Source organism: Vibrio sp. Isolate30 (assembly GCF_022397975.1).
Classification (GTDB): Bacteria; Pseudomonadota; Gammaproteobacteria; order Enterobacterales; family Vibrionaceae; genus Vibrio; species Vibrio fortis.
Map to the genome: position 1 here is coordinate 1541738 of NZ_JAKEUS010000001.1, position 20278 is coordinate 1562015.

The window sequence follows — 20278 nt, forward strand, 5'->3', positions numbered from 1 at the left end:
CAAGTTGTGCTGTATAAACGCGTTCAATTTAATTTCGAAATATTTTTTTAGTGAATAGTGTAATTTTTTCCATCGAACTCCTGTCTCTATTCGTACATTCAGCATCGAATGAGTAAACGTCAAGATGAGGTATCTATGAAGAAATTATCTAAAATATTGGTTTCACTCGTGGTTGCATTACCACTGGTTTCACTATTTGTTAGCCAAACAGGCACAGCCAATACAATGGATAAAGCGGCACACTCAGGTAAAACCGAAGTTGCAACTTTAGCTGGCGGTTGTTTCTGGTGTACCGAGTCCGATCTTGAAAAGCTCAATGGGGTGATTGATGTTGTTTCGGGTTACTCAGGAGGGAAACTGGAAAACCCAACATACAAGCAAGTGGCGTCAGGCAAAACTGAACACATTGAGGTAATCAAAGTTGTTTATGACCCTAGTGTGGTTAACTATGAGCAAGTGCTTGACCAATTCTTTCGCCATATCGACCCGACCGACGACAAAGGTTCGTTCGTAGATCGTGGTCCTCAATATCGCCCAGCTGTTTTCTATCATGATGCGGAACAGAAAGAGATTGCTCAAAACTTCATGAATGAGATTGAAGAAGCAAACCTATTTGGTGCTCCTCTAAAAACTGAGTTGATTGAGTTTAAAAAATTCTGGCCAGCGGAAGATTACCACCAGGATTATTACAAAAAGAGCAAAGTTCGTTATAACTACTACCGCTATGCATCAGGCCGAGATCAATACCTAGATAAAATCTTTGGTGATGATCGCCAAGAAAACCCACAAACGATTCGCCAAATATTAGATGGCAAAAACCAAGCTGCAAACGTGAAAGTTTACACTAAGCCTTCACAAGATGAGATCAAACAGAAGCTGACATCGCTGCAATACAATGTGACTCAAAAAGATGCAACTGAGCGCCCTTTCAATAATGAGTATTGGGATAACAAAGAAGAAGGCATCTATGTTGATATAGTAACAGGCGAGCCGCTTTTCTCGTCAAAAGACAAATATAAGTCAGGTACAGGTTGGCCGAGTTTCACGCAACCGATCAACGACAACTACATCGTAACAACAACCGATTACAAATTGCTTTATCCACGTACCGAAGTACGCAGCCGCTTTGGTGATTCACACCTTGGTCATGTGTTCAAAGATGGTCCAAAGCCCACAGGATTACGTTACTGCATGAACTCAGCCGCTATGCGATTCATTCCGGTCGAGAAGCTCGCTGAAGAGGGTTACGGAGAGTATTTAGAAATGTTTGAAGGGTAATCACCAAGAGAAAACAAAAGCCAGCGGAGATGCTGGCTTTTTCACCTTTATGCTTTCACTAGTTAACCCGTTAAAACGGTATCTTCTGGGTATTTCACTAATGAAGGCTCTGGTCGAGCTAACATATAGGCTAAAGTTAAAGGCCCTATTCGACCAATGACCATCACAACAACCATAATGTACTTACCCGGTTCAGAAAGATTTGCCGTCAGCCCTGCGGTCAAACCAACAGTTGCAAAGGCTGATATCACTTCAAACATCACGCGATCAAACGCCGCTTTCTCCGTTAACATCAGTAAAAACATCGCTGTCGTCAACATAGCTCCACTGACTACGATAATTGCGAGTGATTTAGTCACCGCTTGCCAAGAAACGGTGCGCTTAAACATCACCACGTGTTTTTTCTGACGCAAGAAACTCCACGTCGCCACAAACGCCACTGCAAACGTCGATACCTTGATCCCTCCCCCGGTTGACGTTGAACCGGCACCGATTAGCATCAATACAATCATGACAAGCAGAGCGGGCTGAGTATAGTGAGTAAGGTCAACACTATTAAAACCTGCAGTACGAGCACTGGCTGATTGAAAGAATGCTGCCAGCCATTGACCGTTCGTTGTAAGTCCTTGCATCGTTTCACTATTATTGCGTTCTAATAACCAGAACAATACAGTTCCGACTAAAAGTAGCGTCGGAGTCGCTGTTAACATAATTTTGGTATGAAGATGCAGGTGATTAAAGCCGCGACGCCAGTTCGAGACGAGATCACCAACGACGGTAAAACCCAAGCCTCCAAAGATGAACAATCCAGCCAGGGTAAAAATAACCAGAGGGTCATCAACGAACGTCATCATGCTATCCGAAAACAGTGCAAAACCAGCATTGTTAAAAGCTGAAATAGCATGGAACAGAGCGTAAAAACTCCCTGTTGCCCATCCATATTCCGGAACCCAACGAAAACATAGAAGAGCAAAACCAATCAATTCAGCGATGAGTGCAAAGGCAATGATCTTTTTGACTAAGCTTCTGAGGTTCACACGTTTATCTTGCCCTAACGCCTCTTTGGCAAGTGCTTGCTGCTTCAAGCTGAGTCTCACACCAAACATATACAGCAGGACAGCAGACAAAGTCATTTGCCCGAGTCCACCAACCTGCATCAGAAACATTAATAAGATTTTTCCAGACAGGGTAAAGTGCGTTCCTGTATCTACCACACCTAGCCCTGTAACACTAATGGCCGATGTGGCAGTGAAAAGCGCATCGGTGAATGATAGACCTGTAACGGAGAATACAGGCAGAGTAAGGAGCAGAGCCGAAGGAATAAGGACACCAAGAAAGCTAGTAAGGATAATCTTGGGCTCCGATCCCTTCTTAGGCTTATTGTCTGGCTTTAAGGTGTAGAACAATCCTTTTCGATGAACTGAATGCATAACCCGCCTTATGACAATGATTTTAGTCGATTAGCCAATAGCTCTTTAGGCCCAGCAATGATAACCACGTCACCGATCTCTAAACTAATATCCAACTCTGGCGCTTTGACTAAGTTAGGGCCACGTTTAAAACCTAAAACATGAACCTCATTCTGCTGGCAAAGCTTGAGATCAGAGAGTGGGCGCCCAAGCAGGTTGTGCCCAATCACGATTTCAGTCAGAGCAAGCTCACTACCTAAATCGATAAACTCTAGCACTCGTCTATCGAGCATCTTCCTCGCAACTCGGATACCCATATCTCGCTCGGGAAGAATGACATGGTCAGCCCCAATCTTGGCTAGGATCTTAGCGTGAAACTTATCATTCGCCTTTACCCAAACAGTTTTGGAGCCTGCCTCTTTCACAACTAGTGTAGTTAGAATGCTCGCATTCACATCCGACCCAATTGAAACCATGATCATGTCATACTCGTCCAATCGTAACTCTTTCACGGTTTGTTCACTGGTACAGTTCGCCACAATACCTTGTGAAACAAAGGCTGCCGCTTCTTTAACTCGCTCTTCGTTAATATCCACCGCTAGCACTTGCGCTCCAGAATCTTGAAGCTCTCTACATACTGCAAGCCCAAAACGTCCTAAACCAATCACAGCAAACTGTTTATCCGTCATAATTTCCTCTATCCTCATTGGTGAGGCGAAATAACAAATCATCAATAGCAACGCTAAGTAAATACCAATACTCAGCGTCTCATTCGGATTTTTTCCTAATCTCTTGATTTTAAAGGTAGAGAACAAATTCGATTTCTGCTAATTTCGGCCACATTATTTTTCTGTCATAGCAAGTAATTGCATAAAACTGCCGAGAAAAACGGTGGTGATACCTTTCGCCGAGCTTCTTGCTCACAGAACTTGCTAAGACACCCGCGTTATCACCGAGTGAACTCAAATCATGAACGACTTTTTTCAACAAGTTCAGACTTACATAAGTGCGAACCACCATGAGTGGAGCAGCAGCGTTCTATTCATCACCATTGCCAGTTTCTTCGCATGGATCGCATGGCGAATTCTTCATAGTCGATTGGAAATTCTGGCCAAGAAAACCGCTTTCCATTGGGATGACTTGCTGCTCGATGCTTTGAAAACACCGATCAGCACCGTGTTGTGGTGTTGGCCTGGTACTGTCTCTTTGGGGTTAATACTTCAAGGGGAGTTTGGAGGTGAAATCAATTGGCTTAGAACCCTAAAGCACATCTTAATCATCTGTACCTTTGTTTGGTTCACTCTCAGAATGATCTCTAACAGCGAGGAGTACATCCTAGCTCAGAAGAAACGAGATGAAACGACAGTACAGGCCATCGCGAAAGTATTCCGTCTATTCTTTATGGTGATGGGTGCACTGACCATCATGCAAACCTTTGGGTTGAGTCTGTCAGGCCTTCTTACTTTTGGTGGTGTGGGTGGTTTAATCGTCGGTTTGGCGGCGAAGGACTTATTATCTAACTTCTTTGGCGGCATGATGATCTACTTCGATCGTCCATTCAAAGTCGGTGACTGGATTCGCTCTCCTGACCGTAAAATTGAAGGCACCGTAGAACGTATTGGATGGCGTATGACCATTATCAGAACCTTCGACAAACGCCCGATATACGTACCGAACTCTGTCTTCAGTAACATCGTTGTGGAAAACCCTTCACGCATGCTTAATCGTCGTATCAACGAAACCATCGGCCTGCGTTACGAAGACGCCGATAAAATGCAAGCGATCGTGGATGACGTAAAAACGATGCTAGAGAACCATCCGGATATTGATGCCAAGCAAACGCTCATCGTCAATTTTGACAAGTTTGGCCCTTCATCTCTGAATTTCTTTATCTATACCTTCACAAAAACAGTTAATTGGATTCGTTTTCACGAAGTCAAACAGGATGTATTACTTAAAGTGCTTGAGATTGTGCACGCTCATAAAGCTGACGTCGCATTCCCAACACAAACCCTACACCTGCAGCAGGGAGTCGCCCATATTCCTGAGCACGACACGCCAAGTACGCCTGAGAGCAGCCTTTAAACCAAAAGAGCCATACTATTACGTATGGCTCTTTGCTATTTGATGTTCTTCATCGCTCGTTAACTACGAGCTATTTTAGTTGAATACTAGAGAAGGTTTCGTTAATCAATCCACTACTTGAGCGTTTCTTCATCGTGACTTTCACAGAACGCTTTGTATCCGTAACATCATAGCGTATTGCGTGTCCTAGAAACTTATCATTGCGCTTAAGTTCACGAGCTTCCAGCTTTACCGTTTTATTTCCGCGATTGACCTTACAGCGGTAATCCCAATCGTTCTTACCATCTTTTACGCTAAGCAGAATGCGTTGATTTGTAGTGCTTGAAGTGGCTTTGATCCCGCGGGGTTTCTTATCAATTGCCAAAGCAAGGCCTGCTTTACATAACTGCTCCGCAGTAAAACCCTGCGCCGCTTCTACTGTAGATGCGTTGAACGCAGAAAAAGCCACTAAAGCAATACTCGGAAGCACGAATTTTGTTTTCATTGATCAAACCCTTCAAGTTATCGAACACCATTTCATTTAACCATCACCAATACGGTAAGTCAACGGTTTATGGTATACCTATATTTTAAAAAAGCGGTTCTCGACTTTTCTAGGTCAGAAAACAAAAAAACCTTGCTGCGAGACAGCAAGGTTTTTGTTATTCAGCCAACAATATTACTTGTTACGACGACTCTCAACTGCATCCGCCAGCTGACGCAAAACAGTTTCTGTGTCTTCCCAACCAATACAAGCATCAGTGATTGATTGACCGTAAGTTTCTACCTTGCCATCAACAAGATCTTGGCGACCTTCAACAAGATGTGACTCGATCATCACACCGAATACAGCAGCATCGCCGCCAGCGATTTGTGCGCTAACGTCGTCTGAAACATTCAGTTGACGCTTAAATTGCTTAGAGCTGTTTGCATGGCTGAAATCAATCATCACTTTTTGTGGCAGACCTGATGCTTCAAGTTCTTGTTTGATCTTAGCTACGTGCTCTGCGCTGTAGTTTGGCTCTTTACCGCCACGCAAAATAATATGACAGTCTGGATTACCTGCAGTTTCTACGATAGCAGAGTGACCGTATTTAGTTACAGATAAGAAGTGGTGAGATGAGCTCGCAGAACGAATAGCGTCGGTTGCGATCTTGATGTTGCCATCAGTACCATTCTTAAAACCAACTGGGCAAGAAAGACCAGACGCCAGCTCACGGTGAACTTGTGATTCCGTTGTTCGAGCGCCAATTGCACCCCAGCTGATCAAATCCGCTACGTATTGTGGCGTGATCATATCTAGGAATTCACTTGCGGTTGGCATACCCATGTCTGTTAGGTCTAGTAGAAGTTTACGGCCCATACGCAAGCCGTCATTTAGCTTAAACGTGTCATCCATGTATGGGTCGTTGATTAGACCTTTCCAACCGACAGTAGTACGTGGCTTCTCAAAGTAAACACGCATTACGATTTCTAGACGATCACCCAGCTCATCACGCAGTACTTTCAAACGCTTGCCATACTCAAGTGCCGCTTCTGGATCGTGAATAGAACACGGACCAACGATCACAAGCAGGCGATCATCTTTATCTTCCAAAATATTATGAATCGCTTTACGGCTTTCAAAAGTTGTAGAAGAAGCAACTTCTGTCGCAGGAAACTTTTCTAATACAGCAACAGGGGGTAATAACTCTTTTACTTTATTAATTCGTACATCATCTGTTTGAAACATTGCTTACTTCTTCCTATTTCTATCCTTGAGCCGAGTGTACATTTTGTGTGCACAATTTTTACATCGGCGCTTATCGTCTTGTTCCCTGTAACTTATCTAGGAAAAACGAGAGTTTCAATCACTAATTTAAAAAAAACGCAATTTTTTTTATATTTTACATCAAAAACACTTCGTACAATTAATTTTACACCACAATTAAACATTTACTTTACAGACACTTAGATGAAAATCAGCTTTACTATCATCAATATTTGAATAAAAAAACAGCTGACATTTTGCCAGCTATTTTACGCTTTACATTCTTTTCAGAGGCTTAACTACGCTGTCTAGCCCTTCAATTTTCAACGCCAAACAGAGCTTCAACAAGTCTCCAAGCTCCCCGTTGGGGAAACCTTTCTTGTCAAACCACAGCAAATATTCTTCCGGAAGGTCTATTAACACTCGCCCTGAGTACTTTCCAAATGGCATCTGTACTCGAGCCAATTTCATCAAATTTTCTTTGTCTAGCATCATGCTGTCTTATTCAGATTATTCTCTGTTAGCTAGAGTAACACCTAAACGTTCAACCCAGTAATTAATCGCATCTTTAGCGTCATCAAGGGAGTCAATCATCGTTGAAAAATCTTTGTTTCCTGCTTGGCGATCAATAGCGGCAAACAGCGGCGTGCCATCTTGCGCATCACTGACCAACAATTCAATACTGGCGCTGCCCACATTGGTGTGCTCACCAGTGGCCACCTTAGAGATCGTTGACATAGCTAAACCAAAAGGCAACACACTGCTCGTGACAGCTAAGATAGGATTAGGCGTTTCGACATTGCTCAACGCGATACTAATCCTCAAGCTACGACCATTTGGCTCACTAACAACCGTTTTGTATTGGGAAATTCTTTCGGTCAAGCGCTCTAACATGTGATCCGTTAATTCTTGGACGTCATCAGAATCTATCGAACCCTCTTCGGTCAGCACGAAGATTTGGTCAATCACTACTGAATCATACTCATCTAATTTGTTCTGTAGGCGATCTACATCGCGCAGACCAATGCGAGCCCATACTAGGTCGACACCGCCGTCTGGACCTGAGGTGAAGTCTTCATAAGAAGTGAATTTAGTGGCTTTTTGGATTGGGCCACCAGCACACCCAAAAAGAGTCATACTGATGGCAACCAGAAGGAAGTATTTTAGAAATCGCATATAAGCACTCGGTCATTAACTGAATCAACAAAGAATGCTATACCATATATAAAAGAAATGTCGAAAATTTATTAGTAATATACGATCAATTTCTAAAGTTAGTTGGTTTTCACCGTGTGTGCATATTCAACGACCACCTGATTACCCTCAATATAAGCATTTTGGATCTCACCATCGACGCTCATTCTGCTTTGTAAATAGACGATCTTAGGCCCTTCACTGCCCTCTTTTAACGATGGAAGAATGTTCTTAGGTTCAAGGTGTAGCAAACGACAGAACTGACTAACAAAAGACATCGTCAGTGGCGTTTCACCTCTTAGCATTCTTGAGAAGGCAAGTTGATTCATGCCTAACTTCTTAGAAAATTCCATTTGAGTCAGTCGCATGCGCGATTTTTGTGACATCCAAGTTTGATAGAGTGCATCCCTATCCAGATCAGTAAACTCCATGAGGGTTCCTTTGTATAATTCAGACCTATTAATTGTGCTAATTTCTATTGAAATTATGTCAACGTAAGGTTAGTGAAACCCAAAGGTTTGGTTTTGTTATGAACTCAGTTTTTTACGAGAGTATGCCGCCTCTGATTGTGTTATCAACGACAAACTACCTCGTATACACGCAATAAATACATACAAGGCACTTCGCCATTAACTCCAATATTGTTGCAGTTTACAAAAGGTAGTGATCAAGCAATAGTGCAGCAAACAACACCATTAAGTGATAAATGGAAAACTTGAAAGTTTGCATCGCGCTGCTGGAGTTACTGCGATACTTAAGAACCCAAGCATGATAGATAAACCCACCATTTAGCAGTAGCGAAGCGCTAAGATAAATCCACCCGCTCATCCCCACCAGTACTGGCAAAATACACACTACGCTAAGAAGCAATGTATAGAGCAAAATGGATGTCTTAGTGTATTCGATCCCGTGCGTCACAGGCAGCATAGGAATGTTGACTTTGGCATACTCGTCTCTTCGATGAATCGCCAATGCCCAAAAGTGTGGAGGTGTCCAAATGAAGATGATCATCACTAATAACCAAGCGTGAGAATGCAACTCATTGGTTACAGCCGTCCAGCCCAGTAAAGGCGGCATCGCACCAGCAATACCCGCGATGACGATGTTTTGAGGTGTCGCTCGCTTGAGGTACATGGTATAAACCACCGCATAACCTAACAAGCTCGCAAAAGTTAACCAAGCTGTGAGAGCATTTACCCACATCACCAAAGCAACAAAACCGATAACACCGATCGCTGCTGCAAAAAGAAACACGCGAGTGCTATTAAGCTCGCCAGAGGGTAATGGTCTTCTACTCGTCCTGCTCATCTGCCCATCAATTCTTCTATCAATGAGGTGATTAAAGGCCGCTGCTGACCCAGCCATGAGACCAATACCAATAAGCCCCACGAGCGTTTGTTGAATGGGTAACCCGTTAGGTACGGCAAGACACATCCCTACCAGCGCCGTAAGTAACATCAGCGCAACGACCTTGGGCTTGGTGAGAGTCAGGTAGACTCTCCATGCTGCTTTTTCTCGAACAGTAGTGTTAGACGATGGTACAAATTGATTATGCGTATCCGTTCTACTAGCCATGCTTACCTCCGCCTAATGCGCTTCCCTTCAATAAAAAGTCTCTAGTTTGGCGCTGCCACACTAAGAAATTTGTCACGACTAAAGTCACCAATAACAGTGCCGCGACCAAGTTGTGCATCACTGCGACCGAAATAGGCAAATGGAACCAGACATTACTAATGCCAAGCCCTACCTGACAGAACAGCACAAAAGCTAAAATAGCACCTAGTTTTCTTTGACCATGCCCAGCTTGAGACCAGAGCTGATAAACCGTGATTAATACAACCAATACGGCGGCCATAGCACCAAACCGATGCATAACATGAATCGTCAAACGCGCTGGGTACTCCAAAACACCAAACTCATAATTGTCGTGACCACGTTGCCAAAGATCGAACGCCTTATCAAAATCTAGGTAGGCCAGCCAGTTACCCTCACAAATAGGCAGCTGAGTACAAACGAGTGCCGCGTAATTCGACGAAGTCCAACCACCGAGCAAGATCTGACCTATCACCACAACCAAACTTATGCTTGCCCAGAATCGCAACCAAAGAGATTTGAATGGTGCAAACCCCTGCCCAACCTTATTTAATCGACAGTGCAACAAGCTAAGCAAAGAGAGTAGAGTAAACCCTCCCATAAGGTGTGCCATCACAATAACAGGCATCAGTTTCAGCGTGACCGTCCACATTCCGAGCAGCGCTTGAAAAATAACCGTTGCGGCAATAAGTAGCGGCAATCCAATTGGAGTAACGCGTTTAGATATGCTCCAAGCGGTAATCGCAAAAATTAGTAACCCTAACGTTCCCGCAAAATAACGATGCACCATCTCTATCCAAGCTTTATCTGCCTCCAGAACACGCTCTGGGTATTCTAGATTTGCGTTAGCAACAGCGGATTCGCTTGATGGAACGACAAGTTTGCCATAACAGCCCGGCCAATCAGGACAGCCTAAACCGGCATCAGATAGACGAGTATAAGCGCCCAATATAATCACAGTGAGCGTTAGAATCAGGCTCACTTTAACCAGTAACAGCAATGGCCTAGGGGTTGAATTCATCATCAATATCGCTCTCCCTACCTGTTGTGAAACAACTCGCTCTTCTCTTTAGCGCTTATCCGACTCGAGACAATTTCAGTAACTTCCTCAAGTCATGTATCAAGCCTTTTGATTGAGGCACCAACTCCTCTGACTGGCTCACACTCTCGTACACCATGACTAACTGACCTAAGGGATCGATCACTACGATCGAAGCTTCACCGAGTAGGTCTGTGAGCATTTTGTTGCCCGCCACTTGTGTAAAAGACGTCTGTTCATCAGCGCTGTTGCCTTTAAAGCTCGATAAAAAAATCACCGGGGTAACGCGTTCACGATTTTTGCCAAGCGCTACATGACTCTGCTTGATGTAGTGAAGTTGCTGCTCACACAATTGGTCACATTCATTTGGTGCAATGTAGCCAATCAGCCACCCCTTATTTGGATCTTCAAAATCAATAGAGAGATCGTCGAGAGTAACCCTTGGTTCAACAAGCAATCCGCTGTTGGTCGCTCCTTCGTTATACCAATGCTGATCTAAGACGGTTTTGGCAATAATGGCAGGCAACGCGAAGATGACCACCAGACCAATGAGTAGCAATCGTCCTTTGCGGCGCTTTTTCTCAAACGCCGCTTGTTCATCACTCTTCATAGCGACTCTCCCCTTTACTGCGTTTGCTGATAAAACGGTAGCCAATCAACAGCATCAATCCCGATAACACTGCCGCCATTGAAAACCATTGCACTGAATAGCCAAAGTGCTTTTCTGACTTCATCGCTGTTGGTCGCCATAGCAATTCATAAGGCCATGTTTCATCGTAAAAAGGTTGAAACAAGACTGGAAGAATATCTGTCGAGGTATATACCGATATCGCCTCAATATTCAGATTCTGAATACGCTTTGGTTCGGTCTCCTCTAGAGCCAAGTCTGAGCTCAGAGGATTAGTAGAGCGGAAATACAAGCGACCCGAGGTTTGTCGAGGTATTGCAGGCAAATCAATCACCGGAAGCTCACTACGCGTTTTGTTCGCTTTTACAAACCCTAAATCCACCAATATATGTTTGGGTTCTGAAAAGCCGGTAATGGGCATTAACTGATACAGAATGTAACCAACACTCCCTTTGTGAGTTTGGTTATCCAGCAAAAACATTGGTCCACTTTCCTGAGCAAAGTTAACGATCACCTTAGTTCCATTCAGCATTTTTAAGTACTCATCTTCGACGGTGCTCTTACTCAGTTCCATCGAAGAAAGCTCATGGCTCTCTATGCTGTTCACCCATTTTTTCCAATCTGCCAACACGGAAACCAGTGGCTTGCTCGGCTGGGTTGCTCTCATAGCTAAATGCTGTTCTAGTTGCTGCTTCTCGAAACCACGTTCCCTTTGCCATAACCCTAACTTGATTAATAGACCGACAGAAACCACAGTTAAGAAAGCAACCACCCACACGCCAACATATCGGCGTTGATTGTTTTGATGATTTGCTTCATTAGGGGTTAACACCATGGTTTCATCCACATCCGTAATCTTGTTTAAAGTCCTTTTAGTCGTCCTGCTGTTTGTTATTGCCTTTAACCTGATGAAAGCGCTGTTTCAGTTCTCGTCAGGTAAACATAATGGCAAACAGCTCAGTCACTTCCTTGGGCGACGTGTTTTCTTCTCAGCTATCGTGGTGGTTTTACTGCTCCTTGCTATGGCAACAGGCTTGATTACTCCCAATCCACGTCCTTACTAATCGGTTAAGCGTATATACCTTAATACCCAAATGCCTAAATACTTAGCCCCATTACAGAACATAAACGAAGATAAACAAGCCCAACCAAACCACATCAACAAAGTGCCAATACCAACTTCCCGCTTGGAAAGCAAAATGGTCTTTAGGCGTAAAGTGATCTTTTGCTACACGTCCCAACAGCACAATCAGGAAAATCGTTCCTAAACAAACATGTAACCCGTGAAATCCTGTGAGCAAAAAGAAGGTATTGCCGTAAATGCCTGACTGCAGCGTCAGATTCATCTCTTGATAGGCGTGGATATACTCTTCAGCTTGAAAGAATAGAAAGAAACCAGCGAGCACAATTGTTATTTCTAACCAAACAGTCAGAGCCATGCGTTTGTTCTTTTCGAGACTCAAGTGCGCCATATGGAGGGTTACAGAAGAGAGCAATAAAATGATGGTGTTTTTCAGAGGCAACCCTTGCCAAGACATTGCTTGAGTCGTGACACCATCGGGGGTCGTTGTTAATGGCCACATCGACTGGAACATTGGCCACAGTACCTCATGAGTCATCTCATTGTTCCCGGCACCACCCAGCCACGGCACAGAGATCATTCGCGCATAAAAGAGAGCACCAAAGAACGCGCCAAAGAACATGATTTCGGAAAAGATAAACCAGCTCATACCTTGCCGAAAGGAACGCGATATTTGCTCGGAGTAAAGACCACTTAACGACTCGGTAATCACATTGCTAAACCAACCTGCCAACATATAAAGCAGCACCGCAAAACCCAGAATCAAGGTAACTTTGCCAAACACTCCGCCAGCTGCATCAGTACCCATGTTTTGCACCGTTAACCCTGATCCCAAGGCGACAAGGAATAACGCAACAGCCCCAACCAAGGGCCAGTGACTCTGATGCGGAACAAAATAGACTTCCTTTTTAGAACTCATTGCTCAACTCCTTTTGTTGATACAGGTTCTTGCGACGACTCAGTTTTTTGCGACTACATCCTGCTCTGATGACGTCCCATCAGTAATATTAAATAAGGTATAAGAGAGTGTTAGGGTATGAATCGACTCTGGAATATTAGGCTCAATATAGAAGATCAATCCCATCTCTGTACTCTGCTTTGCATTCAATGGTTGCTGGTTAAAGCAGAAGCATTCCATCTTGTTAAAATAAGTCGCTCCGTTCCCCGGAGACACAGATGGCACCGCTTGTCCCACTAGATTCAATCCAGACATATTGGTGGCGATGTAGTTGGTCTGAATCACTTCACCAGGGTGAACTTCAAGCACGCGCTTCTCTGGCTCAAATCGCCATGGCATGTCGGGCTTAATATGTGACATGAGCTCAACTCGCACGGTGCGGCTGTAATCAGGTTGCATCCCTTGTGGCTGAACCGCGGACACCGTATTCGTTTTGCCATTGATGCCCAACGCTTCACACATCACGTCATACAGTGGTACCAAAGCAAACCCAAAACCGAACATGCCAATCACACTCAGCACCAAATAAGCCGTCAGTTTCTTAGTTGACCGCTTTGTAGTGTTATTTTGAGCCTGTGTATGTTCGTCTTGCGATTGCTTGTTCATAGCTCACCTCAGTCCACTTTTGGTGGATGTGTAAAGGTGTGATGCGGTGCTGGACTTGGTACTGTCCACTCTAGCCCTTCCGCTCTCTCCCAAGGCTTACTTTCTGCTGGTTCACCACCTTTGATGCATTTAATGACTAACCATAAGAAGATAAGTTGCGATAGGCCGAAGGCAAAGCCGCCAATCGACACCACCTGATTCACATCAGCAAACTGAATGGCGTAATCAGGAATACGGCGCGGCATCCCTGCTAAACCAAGGAAGTGCATAGGGAAGAACAGAACATTCACGGAAATGACCGAAGTCCAGAAGTGCCACAAGCTCAATTTGTGGTCGTACATGTTGCCAGTCCATTTGGGCAGCCAATAGTAAGCCGCAGCCATGATAGAAAACACTGCTCCGGTCACCAGAACATAGTGGAAATGCGCCACCACAAAGTAGGTATCATGGTATTGGAAGTCGGCTGGAACAATCGCCAACATCAAGCCAGAGAAGCCACCGATGGTAAACAGGACAATAAAGGCGATAGCAAATAGCATTGGAGTTTCGAAGGTTAGCGCCCCCCGCCACATGGTCGCCACCCAGTTAAATACCTTCACCCCTGTGGGCACCGCAATCAGCATGGTGCAATACATAAAGAACAGCTCGGCGAAGACTGGCATCCCGGTCGTGAACATATGGTGTGCCCATACTAAGAAAGACAAAATCGCAATACTACACGTTGCGTAAACCATTGAATGATAACCGAACAAGCGCTTACCACTGAAAGCCGGAATAATCGCTGAAACGATACCAAACGACGGCAAGATCATGATGTACACCTCTGGATGCCCAAAGAACCAGAAGATATGTTGGAACATCACAGGGTCTCCCCCACCAGCAGCATCAAAGAAACTCGTCCCAAAGTACTTATCAGTTAACACCATAGTTACCGCCCCTGCGAGAACCGGCATCACGGCTATCAGCAAGAACGCAGTGATCAACCATGTCCAAACGAACATTGGCAGTTTGAACCAAGTCATTCCTGGTGCTCGCATGTTGACGATAGTAACAATCACATTAATCGCGCCCATGATCGAACTGATACCCATGATATGAACTGAGAACACAAACAGCGCCGTGCTGTCAGGCCCGTAGGTTGTCGATAAAGGAGCATAAAAAGTCCAACCAAAGCTGGGACCACCACCCTCAGTAAACAACGATCCGATTAAAATGAGAAAAGCAAAAGGAAGGATCCAAAAACTGAGGTTGTTCATTCGAGGCAAAGCCATATCAGGCGCGCCGATCATCATCGGAATCATCCAGTTAGCAAGCCCCGTAAACGCGGGCATTACTGCACCAAACACCATGATCAACCCGTGAACTGTGGTCATCTGATTGAAAAAATCAGGCTCGACTAGCTGTAATCCAGGTTGAAATAGTTCGGCACGAATCACCATCGCCATCGCACCGCCAGTTAGGAACATCGCGAAACTAAACCACAAATAAAGCGTGCCTATATCTTTATGGTTTGTTGAGTAGAGCCATCTCGCCCAACCTTTAGGTGCCGCATGATGGTCATGTTCGGGCGCGTCAATTACGTCATCTGCAGTATGGCTAGCCGCCAAATCTTCCGCCGGGGCTGATTTCACCGGCTTATCAATGGGTGAACTCATATCGCCTCCTTGCTATTCGACGTTGAACTCGAGTCGGTTGCGGCATCTTCGCCACCGCCCTCAACTTGCTGCTTGTAAGCATTAATATCTGACGCTTGAACAACGTCACCAGTGTCGTTCCCCCAAGCATTACGTTGATAAGTAATGACAGCAGCGATCTCTTTTTCAGTGAGTTGATTATCAAAGGCCTGCATTGCAGTTCCAGAACGACCATAAACAATGACATCGATATGCTCCGATACATTCCCTAGAGCAATCGGACTGCCTTTAATTGCAGGAAATGCCCCTGGTATCCCTTCACCATTTGCTTGGTGACACACAGCGCAGCGGGATGCATAAACTTGCTCGCCAATCGTATTCAATTCTTCTAGAGAAAGTGACGCGTCTAATGCCTCCTTAGCAGCCTGAGCCTCAGCAATCGCGAGGGCTTTCTGGTCCACCAACCACGCATCAAAGTCGTCTTCTTCCATGGCTTGGACCACAATTGGCATGAAGCCATGAGCACGCCCACACAACTCGGCACATTGACCACGATAAACACCTGGTTCATCTATTTTTGTCCATGCCTCGTTAATGAATCCCGGAATAGTGTCTTTTTTGACAGCAAACGCAGGTACCCACCACGAATGAATCACGTCATCTGAAGTCATCAAGAAACGTACTTTACGATTGATTGGCAGCACAAGGGGTTTGTCTACTTCTAACAAGTAGTGCGCACCCTTCGCTTCGATACCTTCTATCTCTTTATCACTGGTTGCTAATAAGCTGAAATACTCAACATCTTCGCCGAAGTAGCTGTAATGCCACTTCCATTGCGATCCTGTAATTTTGATAGTGATGTCAGATTGAGAAGTATCTTCCATAGCAATCAAAGTCTTGGTTGCTGGTATCGCCATGGCGATAAGAATAATGATGGGAATGACGGTCCAAATAATTTCAACTTTGGTGCTTTCATGAAAATGCGCGGCAACCGCCCCCTTCGACTTCCTATGTCTCAGGATCGAATAAAACATAACCCCAAAAACAACAAACGCGATGGCGCAGCATATATAGAAGATCAGCATGTGCAGCTCGTATACCTTGCCACTAATCTCCGTTACACCTTGCGTCATGTTGTACTCACTCGTCGCTTGAGCAAGTGGAGTCAGTAACAGTGACATACTACTAGTGACAAGCAGTACATACCTCAGCAGTAATCGTTTCAAAAGATCTCTCCTCTATCCATCCATATTGGATATGTGCGAGCTATCAAACGGCAAACGCCGACAAAAATTGAAAGGCTTGGAATCAGACCGACAGGCAATTGTTATTCGCAATTGCTAACGCTGCTACCTGTTAAAAGCTACGAGCAAACTCGATAAAAGGTTCAAAAACAGCGAAGTTGTTACTTTTTGTTATATTTATGTAAAAGGCTAGTTATCGATACTCAAATATTCAAGGTCACATTAGTTACTAAATGCTCAATTATTTAATTTGTGCTTCTACAAAAAAATCGAACCTTTATCACTGTTTGCACAAGTTTTACGATTGCCTTCAATGTAATGCGAATGAATATCAATTAGATTAATTACCAAGCCGATTTAAAACGAGAAGGTTAATGAATATGCAAGATGCCATGAACTGGTTGGCGAGAGACCCAGATCCAAGAACTCGCGAAGAACTTCAACTGCTCATTGATGAAAAGAATCACGATGAAATTAGCGATAGGTTCAGTCAACGATTGGAATTTGGTACAGCAGGTTTACGCGGCAAAGTAGGCTGTGGTCCAAATCGAATGAACCGCTTGGTTATTCAAGAGACAGCGACAGGTTTAGGCCACTATTTAGCTGACCATGTCCCACAAGCTCTTCAACGTGGCGTTGTTATTGGCTACGACGGTCGACTGGATTCAAAACAATTCGCGACTGATACCGCGTCTGTCTTGTGTGCACTTGGATTTAAGGTTTACCTGACTAGCAAGGTAGCCGCGACACCTATCGTAGCCTTTGGTATCGAACGTTTTGGGGCTGCCGCAGGCATCGTGGTCACAGCGAGCCATAACCCACCGGAATATAATGGTTTCAAAGTGTACTGGGAAAATGGTGCGCAAATCATCCCACCTCACGATAGCGGTATCGCAGCGGAGATCGATATTGCTGCTACCAAACCTATCCCTCTGATGAGCTTAAGTGATGCAGAACAAGATGAAAAACTGGTTTGGTTAACAGAAGAGTATTATCAAGCTTATCGCCAAGCCGTAAATCAGGCTTCTTTTATCAGCAAACAAGGTTCAGATTTAGAAACGGTGATCGCATACACGGCGATGCATGGCGTCGGCGCACAAATGGCCGAAGATCTACTCCATGACAACGGCTTCCACAAAGTATTCAGTGTTGCCGAACAGCGTGAACCAGACGGGCATTTCCCAACAGTCAACTTCCCTAATCCAGAAGAGAAAGGGGCTATGGACCTAGTTGTCCAATTAGCGGAAAGTGTCGATGCCGATATCGCTTGTGCCAACGACCCTGATGCAGACCGATTTGCGGTTGCAGTCAAGCTTCCAGACGGTGGCTACAAAATGTTGACTGGTGACCAAGTCGGAGTGCTTTTTGCGCAATACTTATCAGCCAAATCACATCCCAAAACGCAGCTTGTCGGTAACAGTATCGTCTCTTCAACCTTGCTAGAAAAAGTAGCTAATACGAACGGAGCAAAATACTTCCAAACGTTAACCGGCTTTAAGTGGCTGACCAACGTGGGTATGCAGCTCGAAGATGACAACAACGAATTCTTGTTTGCCTATGAAGAAGCGCTTGGCTACACAATGGGCACACTAGTTCGCGATAAAGATGGCCTTTCGGCTCTAGTGGTATTTGCTCAGCTTGTAGAAGAACTCAAATCACAAGGTAAGACGGTGTGGGATCTACTGGCAGACATTTATATGCAACACGGACTGTATACGAATGCTCAACGCAGCATTGCGCTTGATCCAACGGCCCCTTCCATCGGTTCTAAGCTACGAAGTCAGCAGCCAACGACCATTAATGGTATTGCGATAAAAGTCATTGAAGACCTGCAATCGTCGCTGCGTGTTACTGTCGGTGGTGCTACGGAAGCGATCAATCTTCCTGCCAGTGATGTGCTCATTTATCACCTTGAAGACGGATCTCGGATTATAGTTCGACCTTCAGGCACTGAGCCAAAAGTGAAGGTTTACTACGAGACCATAACTGCTTATGAACAAGGTGAAAGCTACACCGAAGCGGTACAGCGCGGTGAAACTTATATGAACCAATTGATTGAGCAGCACCAAGCAGAACTCAACCGATAGATACAAAAATGGACGCTCCGGCGTCCATTTTTATGTTTGATTAGCGCTAATTAAAGAACGAAGACAACATCCACAGAGACAAAATCACAAACACGCCACCCATCACTTTCTGCTGATAGGTTCTAAACTTCGCGTTTTCCAATAGTGGCTTACCTAAGGTACCCGCTAATGCAACCAGCAAGAAGTTAAAGGTCAAACCCAACAGGTTGAGCAGCAAACCCAATACAAGCATTTGTTCACCCGATGTAGCTTCAATATTGGTTGAAACAAACTGAGGTAAAAACATCACGAAAAAGACAAGAGCTTTTGGATTCAGCAGATTACTGATCAACGCTCTTTGGTAATACGCTTTGGCTGCCGAATTATCACCAAGCTCCGGCGCGTCACCTTGATCTGAGCGCAGACAATCCCACCCCATTTTAAGCAGATATGCCCCACCTAATAGATGCAGTGCTTTTAGGGCGAGTGGGCTCATCGCTATCAATGCCGATACCCCCATCGCCGCCAAAACCGTCAAAATGATTCCTGACGTCGCGTTACCTAAGCTCGCAAACAATCCGACCTTTCGACCATAACTCATACTAGAGCTGGCGATCAGTAGCATGTCAGGACCAGGAAGAAGAAGCAGTGCAACGACGGCAGTTAAGTAAACAGGAAGAATGGCTAGATCGATCATTAGATAGTGCGCTGATATAAAAAAGACGGCGGATTTTATATCAACAAAGCGCTTTACACTAGATGCAATCAGTTGAAACCTTGATCATTTAACGAATAAAAAACCATTTGAGCACAATTACTCAACGTTATTCGCTAATTACCTAGTATCTGTAGACGGGAGTTTGTTATCAGCAGCCCAAAAAGCAGGTGCGTGGAGCCTTTGAATTGATGGCCTATTTATCTGATTCTTTTACTTAGTTACATAGTTTCTTAGTCACATAGTTTCTTAGCTACATAGTTGCTCAGTTACTTGGCGACCCACTCGATCTCGACTAAGGTTTGCTCACCACACTTCAAGCGTCCCAAGAATAGATCGCCTTGATGAACCTCTCCTACGCCTTTAGGTGTGCCTGTCATAACCACATCACCATCAAGTAACGTAGTGTAGGAACTCAACTCTTCAAGAATGGTTTGTGGTGAGTAAAGCATCTGAGAGACATGTCCTTTCTGTACTCGAACACAATTGATAAAGAGCTCTAAGTTAAGATCCGACAAATCAAATCCGTCTAGGGATACAAAACGACTGAGTACTGCAGAGCCATCAAATGCCTTAGCTCTCTCCCATGGCAAGCCCTTCCCTTTTAAGTAGCTCTGCAATTCACGCTTAGTAAGATCTAAGCCTAAACCTACTGCGACATATTGCCCTTGTTCGACAATAAAACAGATCTCAGCTTCGTAATGGAGCGCTTCTTGATGAAAAGAGGTTAAGGTTGAGGTCACACAGGTACTTGGCTTGTTGAAGACGACCATATGTTCAGGGATAGCGTTGTTCAGCTCTTCAATGTGATCAACATAGTTTCGACCGATACAAACCACTTTGCTTGGTGTTGCGGTAATTTTGGAGTCCTGCCACTGCTGTTCTGAATGAGTGTTGCTCATTGTCTTTCCCTGACCATTAATCGAGCAACGAGTTTAACTGATCAATGATGAAGAATCTTTGACAACCTAACAGCTTGTTTCAAATATCTGATCTTTAGCGCAGTCTGGATGGGCTTA

General features: G+C 44.6%; 21 protein-coding genes. 4 read left to right on the forward strand and 17 right to left on the reverse strand.

Annotated elements, in window-relative coordinates; translation table 11 throughout:
- The first annotated feature begins 135 nt into the window (after window positions 1-135).
- Window positions 136-1278: a peptide-methionine (R)-S-oxide reductase MsrB gene (msrB, locus tag L1D60_RS06685; protein ID WP_239840312.1), complete on the forward strand. Its 1143-nt coding sequence runs from the start codon at window positions 136-138 to the stop codon at window positions 1276-1278.
- A 62-nt stretch (window positions 1279-1340) separates the two neighbouring features.
- Here msrB and L1D60_RS06690 read toward each other — a convergent pair whose 3' ends face one another.
- Window positions 1341-2708, reverse strand: a complete 1368-nt coding sequence (locus L1D60_RS06690; protein ID WP_239840313.1) for a TrkH family potassium uptake protein — start codon at window positions 2706-2708, stop codon at window positions 1341-1343.
- Window positions 2709-2716: 8 nt separating this feature from the next.
- Window positions 2717-3376 carry a TrkA family potassium uptake protein gene (locus tag L1D60_RS06695; protein WP_239840314.1) on the reverse strand — a complete coding sequence of 220 codons (660 nt, stop codon included), beginning with the start codon at window positions 3374-3376 and terminating at the stop codon, window positions 2717-2719.
- A 280-nt stretch (window positions 3377-3656) separates the two neighbouring features.
- Between L1D60_RS06695 and L1D60_RS06700 the strand changes: the two genes are divergently transcribed.
- Complete coding sequence (locus tag L1D60_RS06700) at window positions 3657-4772, forward strand: mechanosensitive ion channel family protein (protein WP_239840315.1); 1116 nt, start codon at window positions 3657-3659, stop codon at window positions 4770-4772.
- Window positions 4773-4842: 70 nt separating this feature from the next.
- Here L1D60_RS06700 and L1D60_RS06705 read toward each other — a convergent pair whose 3' ends face one another.
- The 9 genes from L1D60_RS06705 to L1D60_RS06745 all read right to left on the reverse strand — a co-directional run bounded on the left by L1D60_RS06705 (window position 4843) and on the right by L1D60_RS06745 (window position 11790).
- Window positions 4843-5256 carry a hypothetical protein gene (locus tag L1D60_RS06705; RefSeq protein ID WP_239840316.1) on the reverse strand — a complete coding sequence of 138 codons (414 nt, stop codon included), beginning with the start codon at window positions 5254-5256 and terminating at the stop codon, window positions 4843-4845.
- Window positions 5257-5430: 174 nt separating this feature from the next.
- On the reverse strand, window positions 5431-6483 hold the full coding sequence (gene aroG / locus L1D60_RS06710; protein ID WP_150868654.1) for a 3-deoxy-7-phosphoheptulonate synthase AroG: 1053 nt from the start codon (window positions 6481-6483) through the stop codon (window positions 5431-5433).
- A gap of 294 nt (window positions 6484-6777) precedes the next feature.
- A complete protein-coding gene (locus tag L1D60_RS06715) occupies window positions 6778-6993 on the reverse strand; it encodes a DUF3820 family protein (protein ID WP_239840317.1) in 216 nt (71 codons plus the stop codon).
- An 18-nt stretch (window positions 6994-7011) separates the two neighbouring features.
- Window positions 7012-7677 carry a DUF3313 domain-containing protein gene (locus L1D60_RS06720; RefSeq protein ID WP_239840318.1) on the reverse strand — a complete coding sequence of 222 codons (666 nt, stop codon included), beginning with the start codon at window positions 7675-7677 and terminating at the stop codon, window positions 7012-7014.
- Between the two features lie 98 nt (window positions 7678-7775).
- Entirely contained in the window at window positions 7776-8126 is a 351-nt protein-coding gene (locus L1D60_RS06725) for a helix-turn-helix transcriptional regulator (RefSeq protein ID WP_239840319.1), read from the reverse strand.
- Window positions 8127-8346: 220 nt separating this feature from the next.
- Window positions 8347-9270: a heme o synthase gene (gene cyoE / locus L1D60_RS06730; RefSeq protein WP_239840320.1), complete on the reverse strand. Its 924-nt coding sequence runs from the start codon at window positions 9268-9270 to the stop codon at window positions 8347-8349.
- Window positions 9263-10312 (reverse strand): COX15/CtaA family protein, encoded by a 1050-nt coding sequence (locus L1D60_RS06735; RefSeq protein ID WP_239840321.1) that lies wholly within the window; start codon window positions 10310-10312, stop codon window positions 9263-9265. The genes cyoE and L1D60_RS06735 overlap by 8 nt, the downstream gene beginning before the upstream one ends.
- Before the next feature lie 52 nt (window positions 10313-10364).
- On the reverse strand, window positions 10365-10937 hold the full coding sequence (locus L1D60_RS06740; RefSeq protein WP_239840322.1) for a hypothetical protein: 573 nt from the start codon (window positions 10935-10937) through the stop codon (window positions 10365-10367).
- Entirely contained in the window at window positions 10927-11790 is an 864-nt protein-coding gene (locus L1D60_RS06745; protein WP_275665583.1) for an SURF1 family protein, read from the reverse strand. The genes L1D60_RS06740 and L1D60_RS06745 overlap by 11 nt, the downstream gene beginning before the upstream one ends.
- On the opposite strand from L1D60_RS06745, the gene L1D60_RS06750 reads away from it, so the two are divergent.
- Window positions 11789-12019, forward strand: coding sequence for a DUF2909 domain-containing protein (locus tag L1D60_RS06750; protein WP_239840323.1), 231 nt, complete (start codon window positions 11789-11791; stop codon window positions 12017-12019). The two genes, L1D60_RS06745 and L1D60_RS06750, sit on opposite strands and share 2 nt — an antisense overlap.
- A gap of 51 nt (window positions 12020-12070) precedes the next feature.
- Here L1D60_RS06750 and L1D60_RS06755 read toward each other — a convergent pair whose 3' ends face one another.
- Genes L1D60_RS06755 through coxB form a run of 4 tightly spaced genes read right to left on the reverse strand, consistent with a single transcriptional unit; the run spans window position 12071 to window position 16460 of the window.
- Window positions 12071-12955: a cytochrome c oxidase subunit 3 gene (locus tag L1D60_RS06755; protein ID WP_239840324.1), complete on the reverse strand. Its 885-nt coding sequence runs from the start codon at window positions 12953-12955 to the stop codon at window positions 12071-12073.
- A 39-nt stretch (window positions 12956-12994) separates the two neighbouring features.
- On the reverse strand, window positions 12995-13600 hold the full coding sequence (locus tag L1D60_RS06760; RefSeq protein ID WP_239840325.1) for a cytochrome c oxidase assembly protein: 606 nt from the start codon (window positions 13598-13600) through the stop codon (window positions 12995-12997).
- Window positions 13601-13608: 8 nt separating this feature from the next.
- Window positions 13609-15255 (reverse strand): cytochrome c oxidase subunit I, encoded by a 1647-nt coding sequence (gene ctaD, locus L1D60_RS06765; protein WP_239840326.1) that lies wholly within the window; start codon window positions 15253-15255, stop codon window positions 13609-13611.
- The gene (coxB, locus tag L1D60_RS06770) at window positions 15252-16460 is read right to left on the reverse strand and encodes a cytochrome c oxidase subunit II (RefSeq protein ID WP_239840327.1); all 1209 of its coding nucleotides are present in this window, start codon (window positions 16458-16460) and stop codon (window positions 15252-15254) included. Before coxB ends, ctaD begins: the two co-directional genes overlap by 4 nt.
- A 398-nt stretch (window positions 16461-16858) precedes the next feature.
- On the opposite strand from coxB, the gene L1D60_RS06775 reads away from it, so the two are divergent.
- The gene (locus tag L1D60_RS06775) at window positions 16859-18565 is read left to right on the forward strand and encodes a phospho-sugar mutase (RefSeq protein ID WP_239840478.1); all 1707 of its coding nucleotides are present in this window, start codon (window positions 16859-16861) and stop codon (window positions 18563-18565) included.
- 46 nt (window positions 18566-18611) lie between these two features.
- Here L1D60_RS06775 and L1D60_RS06780 read toward each other — a convergent pair whose 3' ends face one another.
- Window positions 18612-19241 (reverse strand): LysE family translocator, encoded by a 630-nt coding sequence (locus tag L1D60_RS06780; RefSeq protein ID WP_239840328.1) that lies wholly within the window; start codon window positions 19239-19241, stop codon window positions 18612-18614.
- Window positions 19242-19528: 287 nt separating this feature from the next.
- The gene (locus tag L1D60_RS06785; protein ID WP_239840329.1) at window positions 19529-20161 is read right to left on the reverse strand and encodes a fumarylacetoacetate hydrolase family protein; all 633 of its coding nucleotides are present in this window, start codon (window positions 20159-20161) and stop codon (window positions 19529-19531) included.
- Window positions 20162-20278 lie beyond the last annotated feature (117 nt).

What these genes read in the sequence shown, in the direction of transcription:
- msrB (WP_239840312.1), top strand. Translation starts at nt 136, where the DNA reads ATGAAGAAATTATCTAAAATATTGGTTTCACTCGTGGTTGCATTACCA.
- L1D60_RS06690 (WP_239840313.1), bottom strand. Translation starts at nt 2,708, where the DNA reads ATGCATTCAGTTCATCGAAAAGGATTGTTCTACACCTTAAAGCCAGAC.
- L1D60_RS06695 (WP_239840314.1), bottom strand. Translation starts at nt 3,376, where the DNA reads ATGACGGATAAACAGTTTGCTGTGATTGGTTTAGGACGTTTTGGGCTT.
- L1D60_RS06700 (WP_239840315.1), top strand. Translation starts at nt 3,657, where the DNA reads ATGAACGACTTTTTTCAACAAGTTCAGACTTACATAAGTGCGAACCAC.
- L1D60_RS06705 (WP_239840316.1), bottom strand. Translation starts at nt 5,256, where the DNA reads ATGAAAACAAAATTCGTGCTTCCGAGTATTGCTTTAGTGGCTTTTTCT.
- aroG (WP_150868654.1), bottom strand. Translation starts at nt 6,483, where the DNA reads ATGTTTCAAACAGATGATGTACGAATTAATAAAGTAAAAGAGTTATTA.
- L1D60_RS06715 (WP_239840317.1), bottom strand. Translation starts at nt 6,993, where the DNA reads ATGCTAGACAAAGAAAATTTGATGAAATTGGCTCGAGTACAGATGCCA.
- L1D60_RS06720 (WP_239840318.1), bottom strand. Translation starts at nt 7,677, where the DNA reads ATGCGATTTCTAAAATACTTCCTTCTGGTTGCCATCAGTATGACTCTT.
- L1D60_RS06725 (WP_239840319.1), bottom strand. Translation starts at nt 8,126, where the DNA reads ATGGAGTTTACTGATCTGGATAGGGATGCACTCTATCAAACTTGGATG.
- cyoE (WP_239840320.1), bottom strand. Translation starts at nt 9,270, where the DNA reads ATGGCTAGTAGAACGGATACGCATAATCAATTTGTACCATCGTCTAAC.
- L1D60_RS06735 (WP_239840321.1), bottom strand. Translation starts at nt 10,312, where the DNA reads ATGATGAATTCAACCCCTAGGCCATTGCTGTTACTGGTTAAAGTGAGC.
- L1D60_RS06740 (WP_239840322.1), bottom strand. Translation starts at nt 10,937, where the DNA reads ATGAAGAGTGATGAACAAGCGGCGTTTGAGAAAAAGCGCCGCAAAGGA.
- L1D60_RS06750 (WP_239840323.1), top strand. Translation starts at nt 11,789, where the DNA reads ATGGTTTCATCCACATCCGTAATCTTGTTTAAAGTCCTTTTAGTCGTC.
- L1D60_RS06745 (WP_275665583.1), bottom strand. Translation starts at nt 11,790, where the DNA reads ATGGTGTTAACCCCTAATGAAGCAAATCATCAAAACAATCAACGCCGA.
- L1D60_RS06755 (WP_239840324.1), bottom strand. Translation starts at nt 12,955, where the DNA reads ATGAGTTCTAAAAAGGAAGTCTATTTTGTTCCGCATCAGAGTCACTGG.
- L1D60_RS06760 (WP_239840325.1), bottom strand. Translation starts at nt 13,600, where the DNA reads ATGAACAAGCAATCGCAAGACGAACATACACAGGCTCAAAATAACACT.
- ctaD (WP_239840326.1), bottom strand. Translation starts at nt 15,255, where the DNA reads ATGAGTTCACCCATTGATAAGCCGGTGAAATCAGCCCCGGCGGAAGAT.
- L1D60_RS06775 (WP_239840478.1), top strand. Translation starts at nt 16,859, where the DNA reads ATGCAAGATGCCATGAACTGGTTGGCGAGAGACCCAGATCCAAGAACT.
- L1D60_RS06780 (WP_239840328.1), bottom strand. Translation starts at nt 19,241, where the DNA reads ATGATCGATCTAGCCATTCTTCCTGTTTACTTAACTGCCGTCGTTGCA.
- L1D60_RS06785 (WP_239840329.1), bottom strand. Translation starts at nt 20,161, where the DNA reads ATGAGCAACACTCATTCAGAACAGCAGTGGCAGGACTCCAAAATTACC.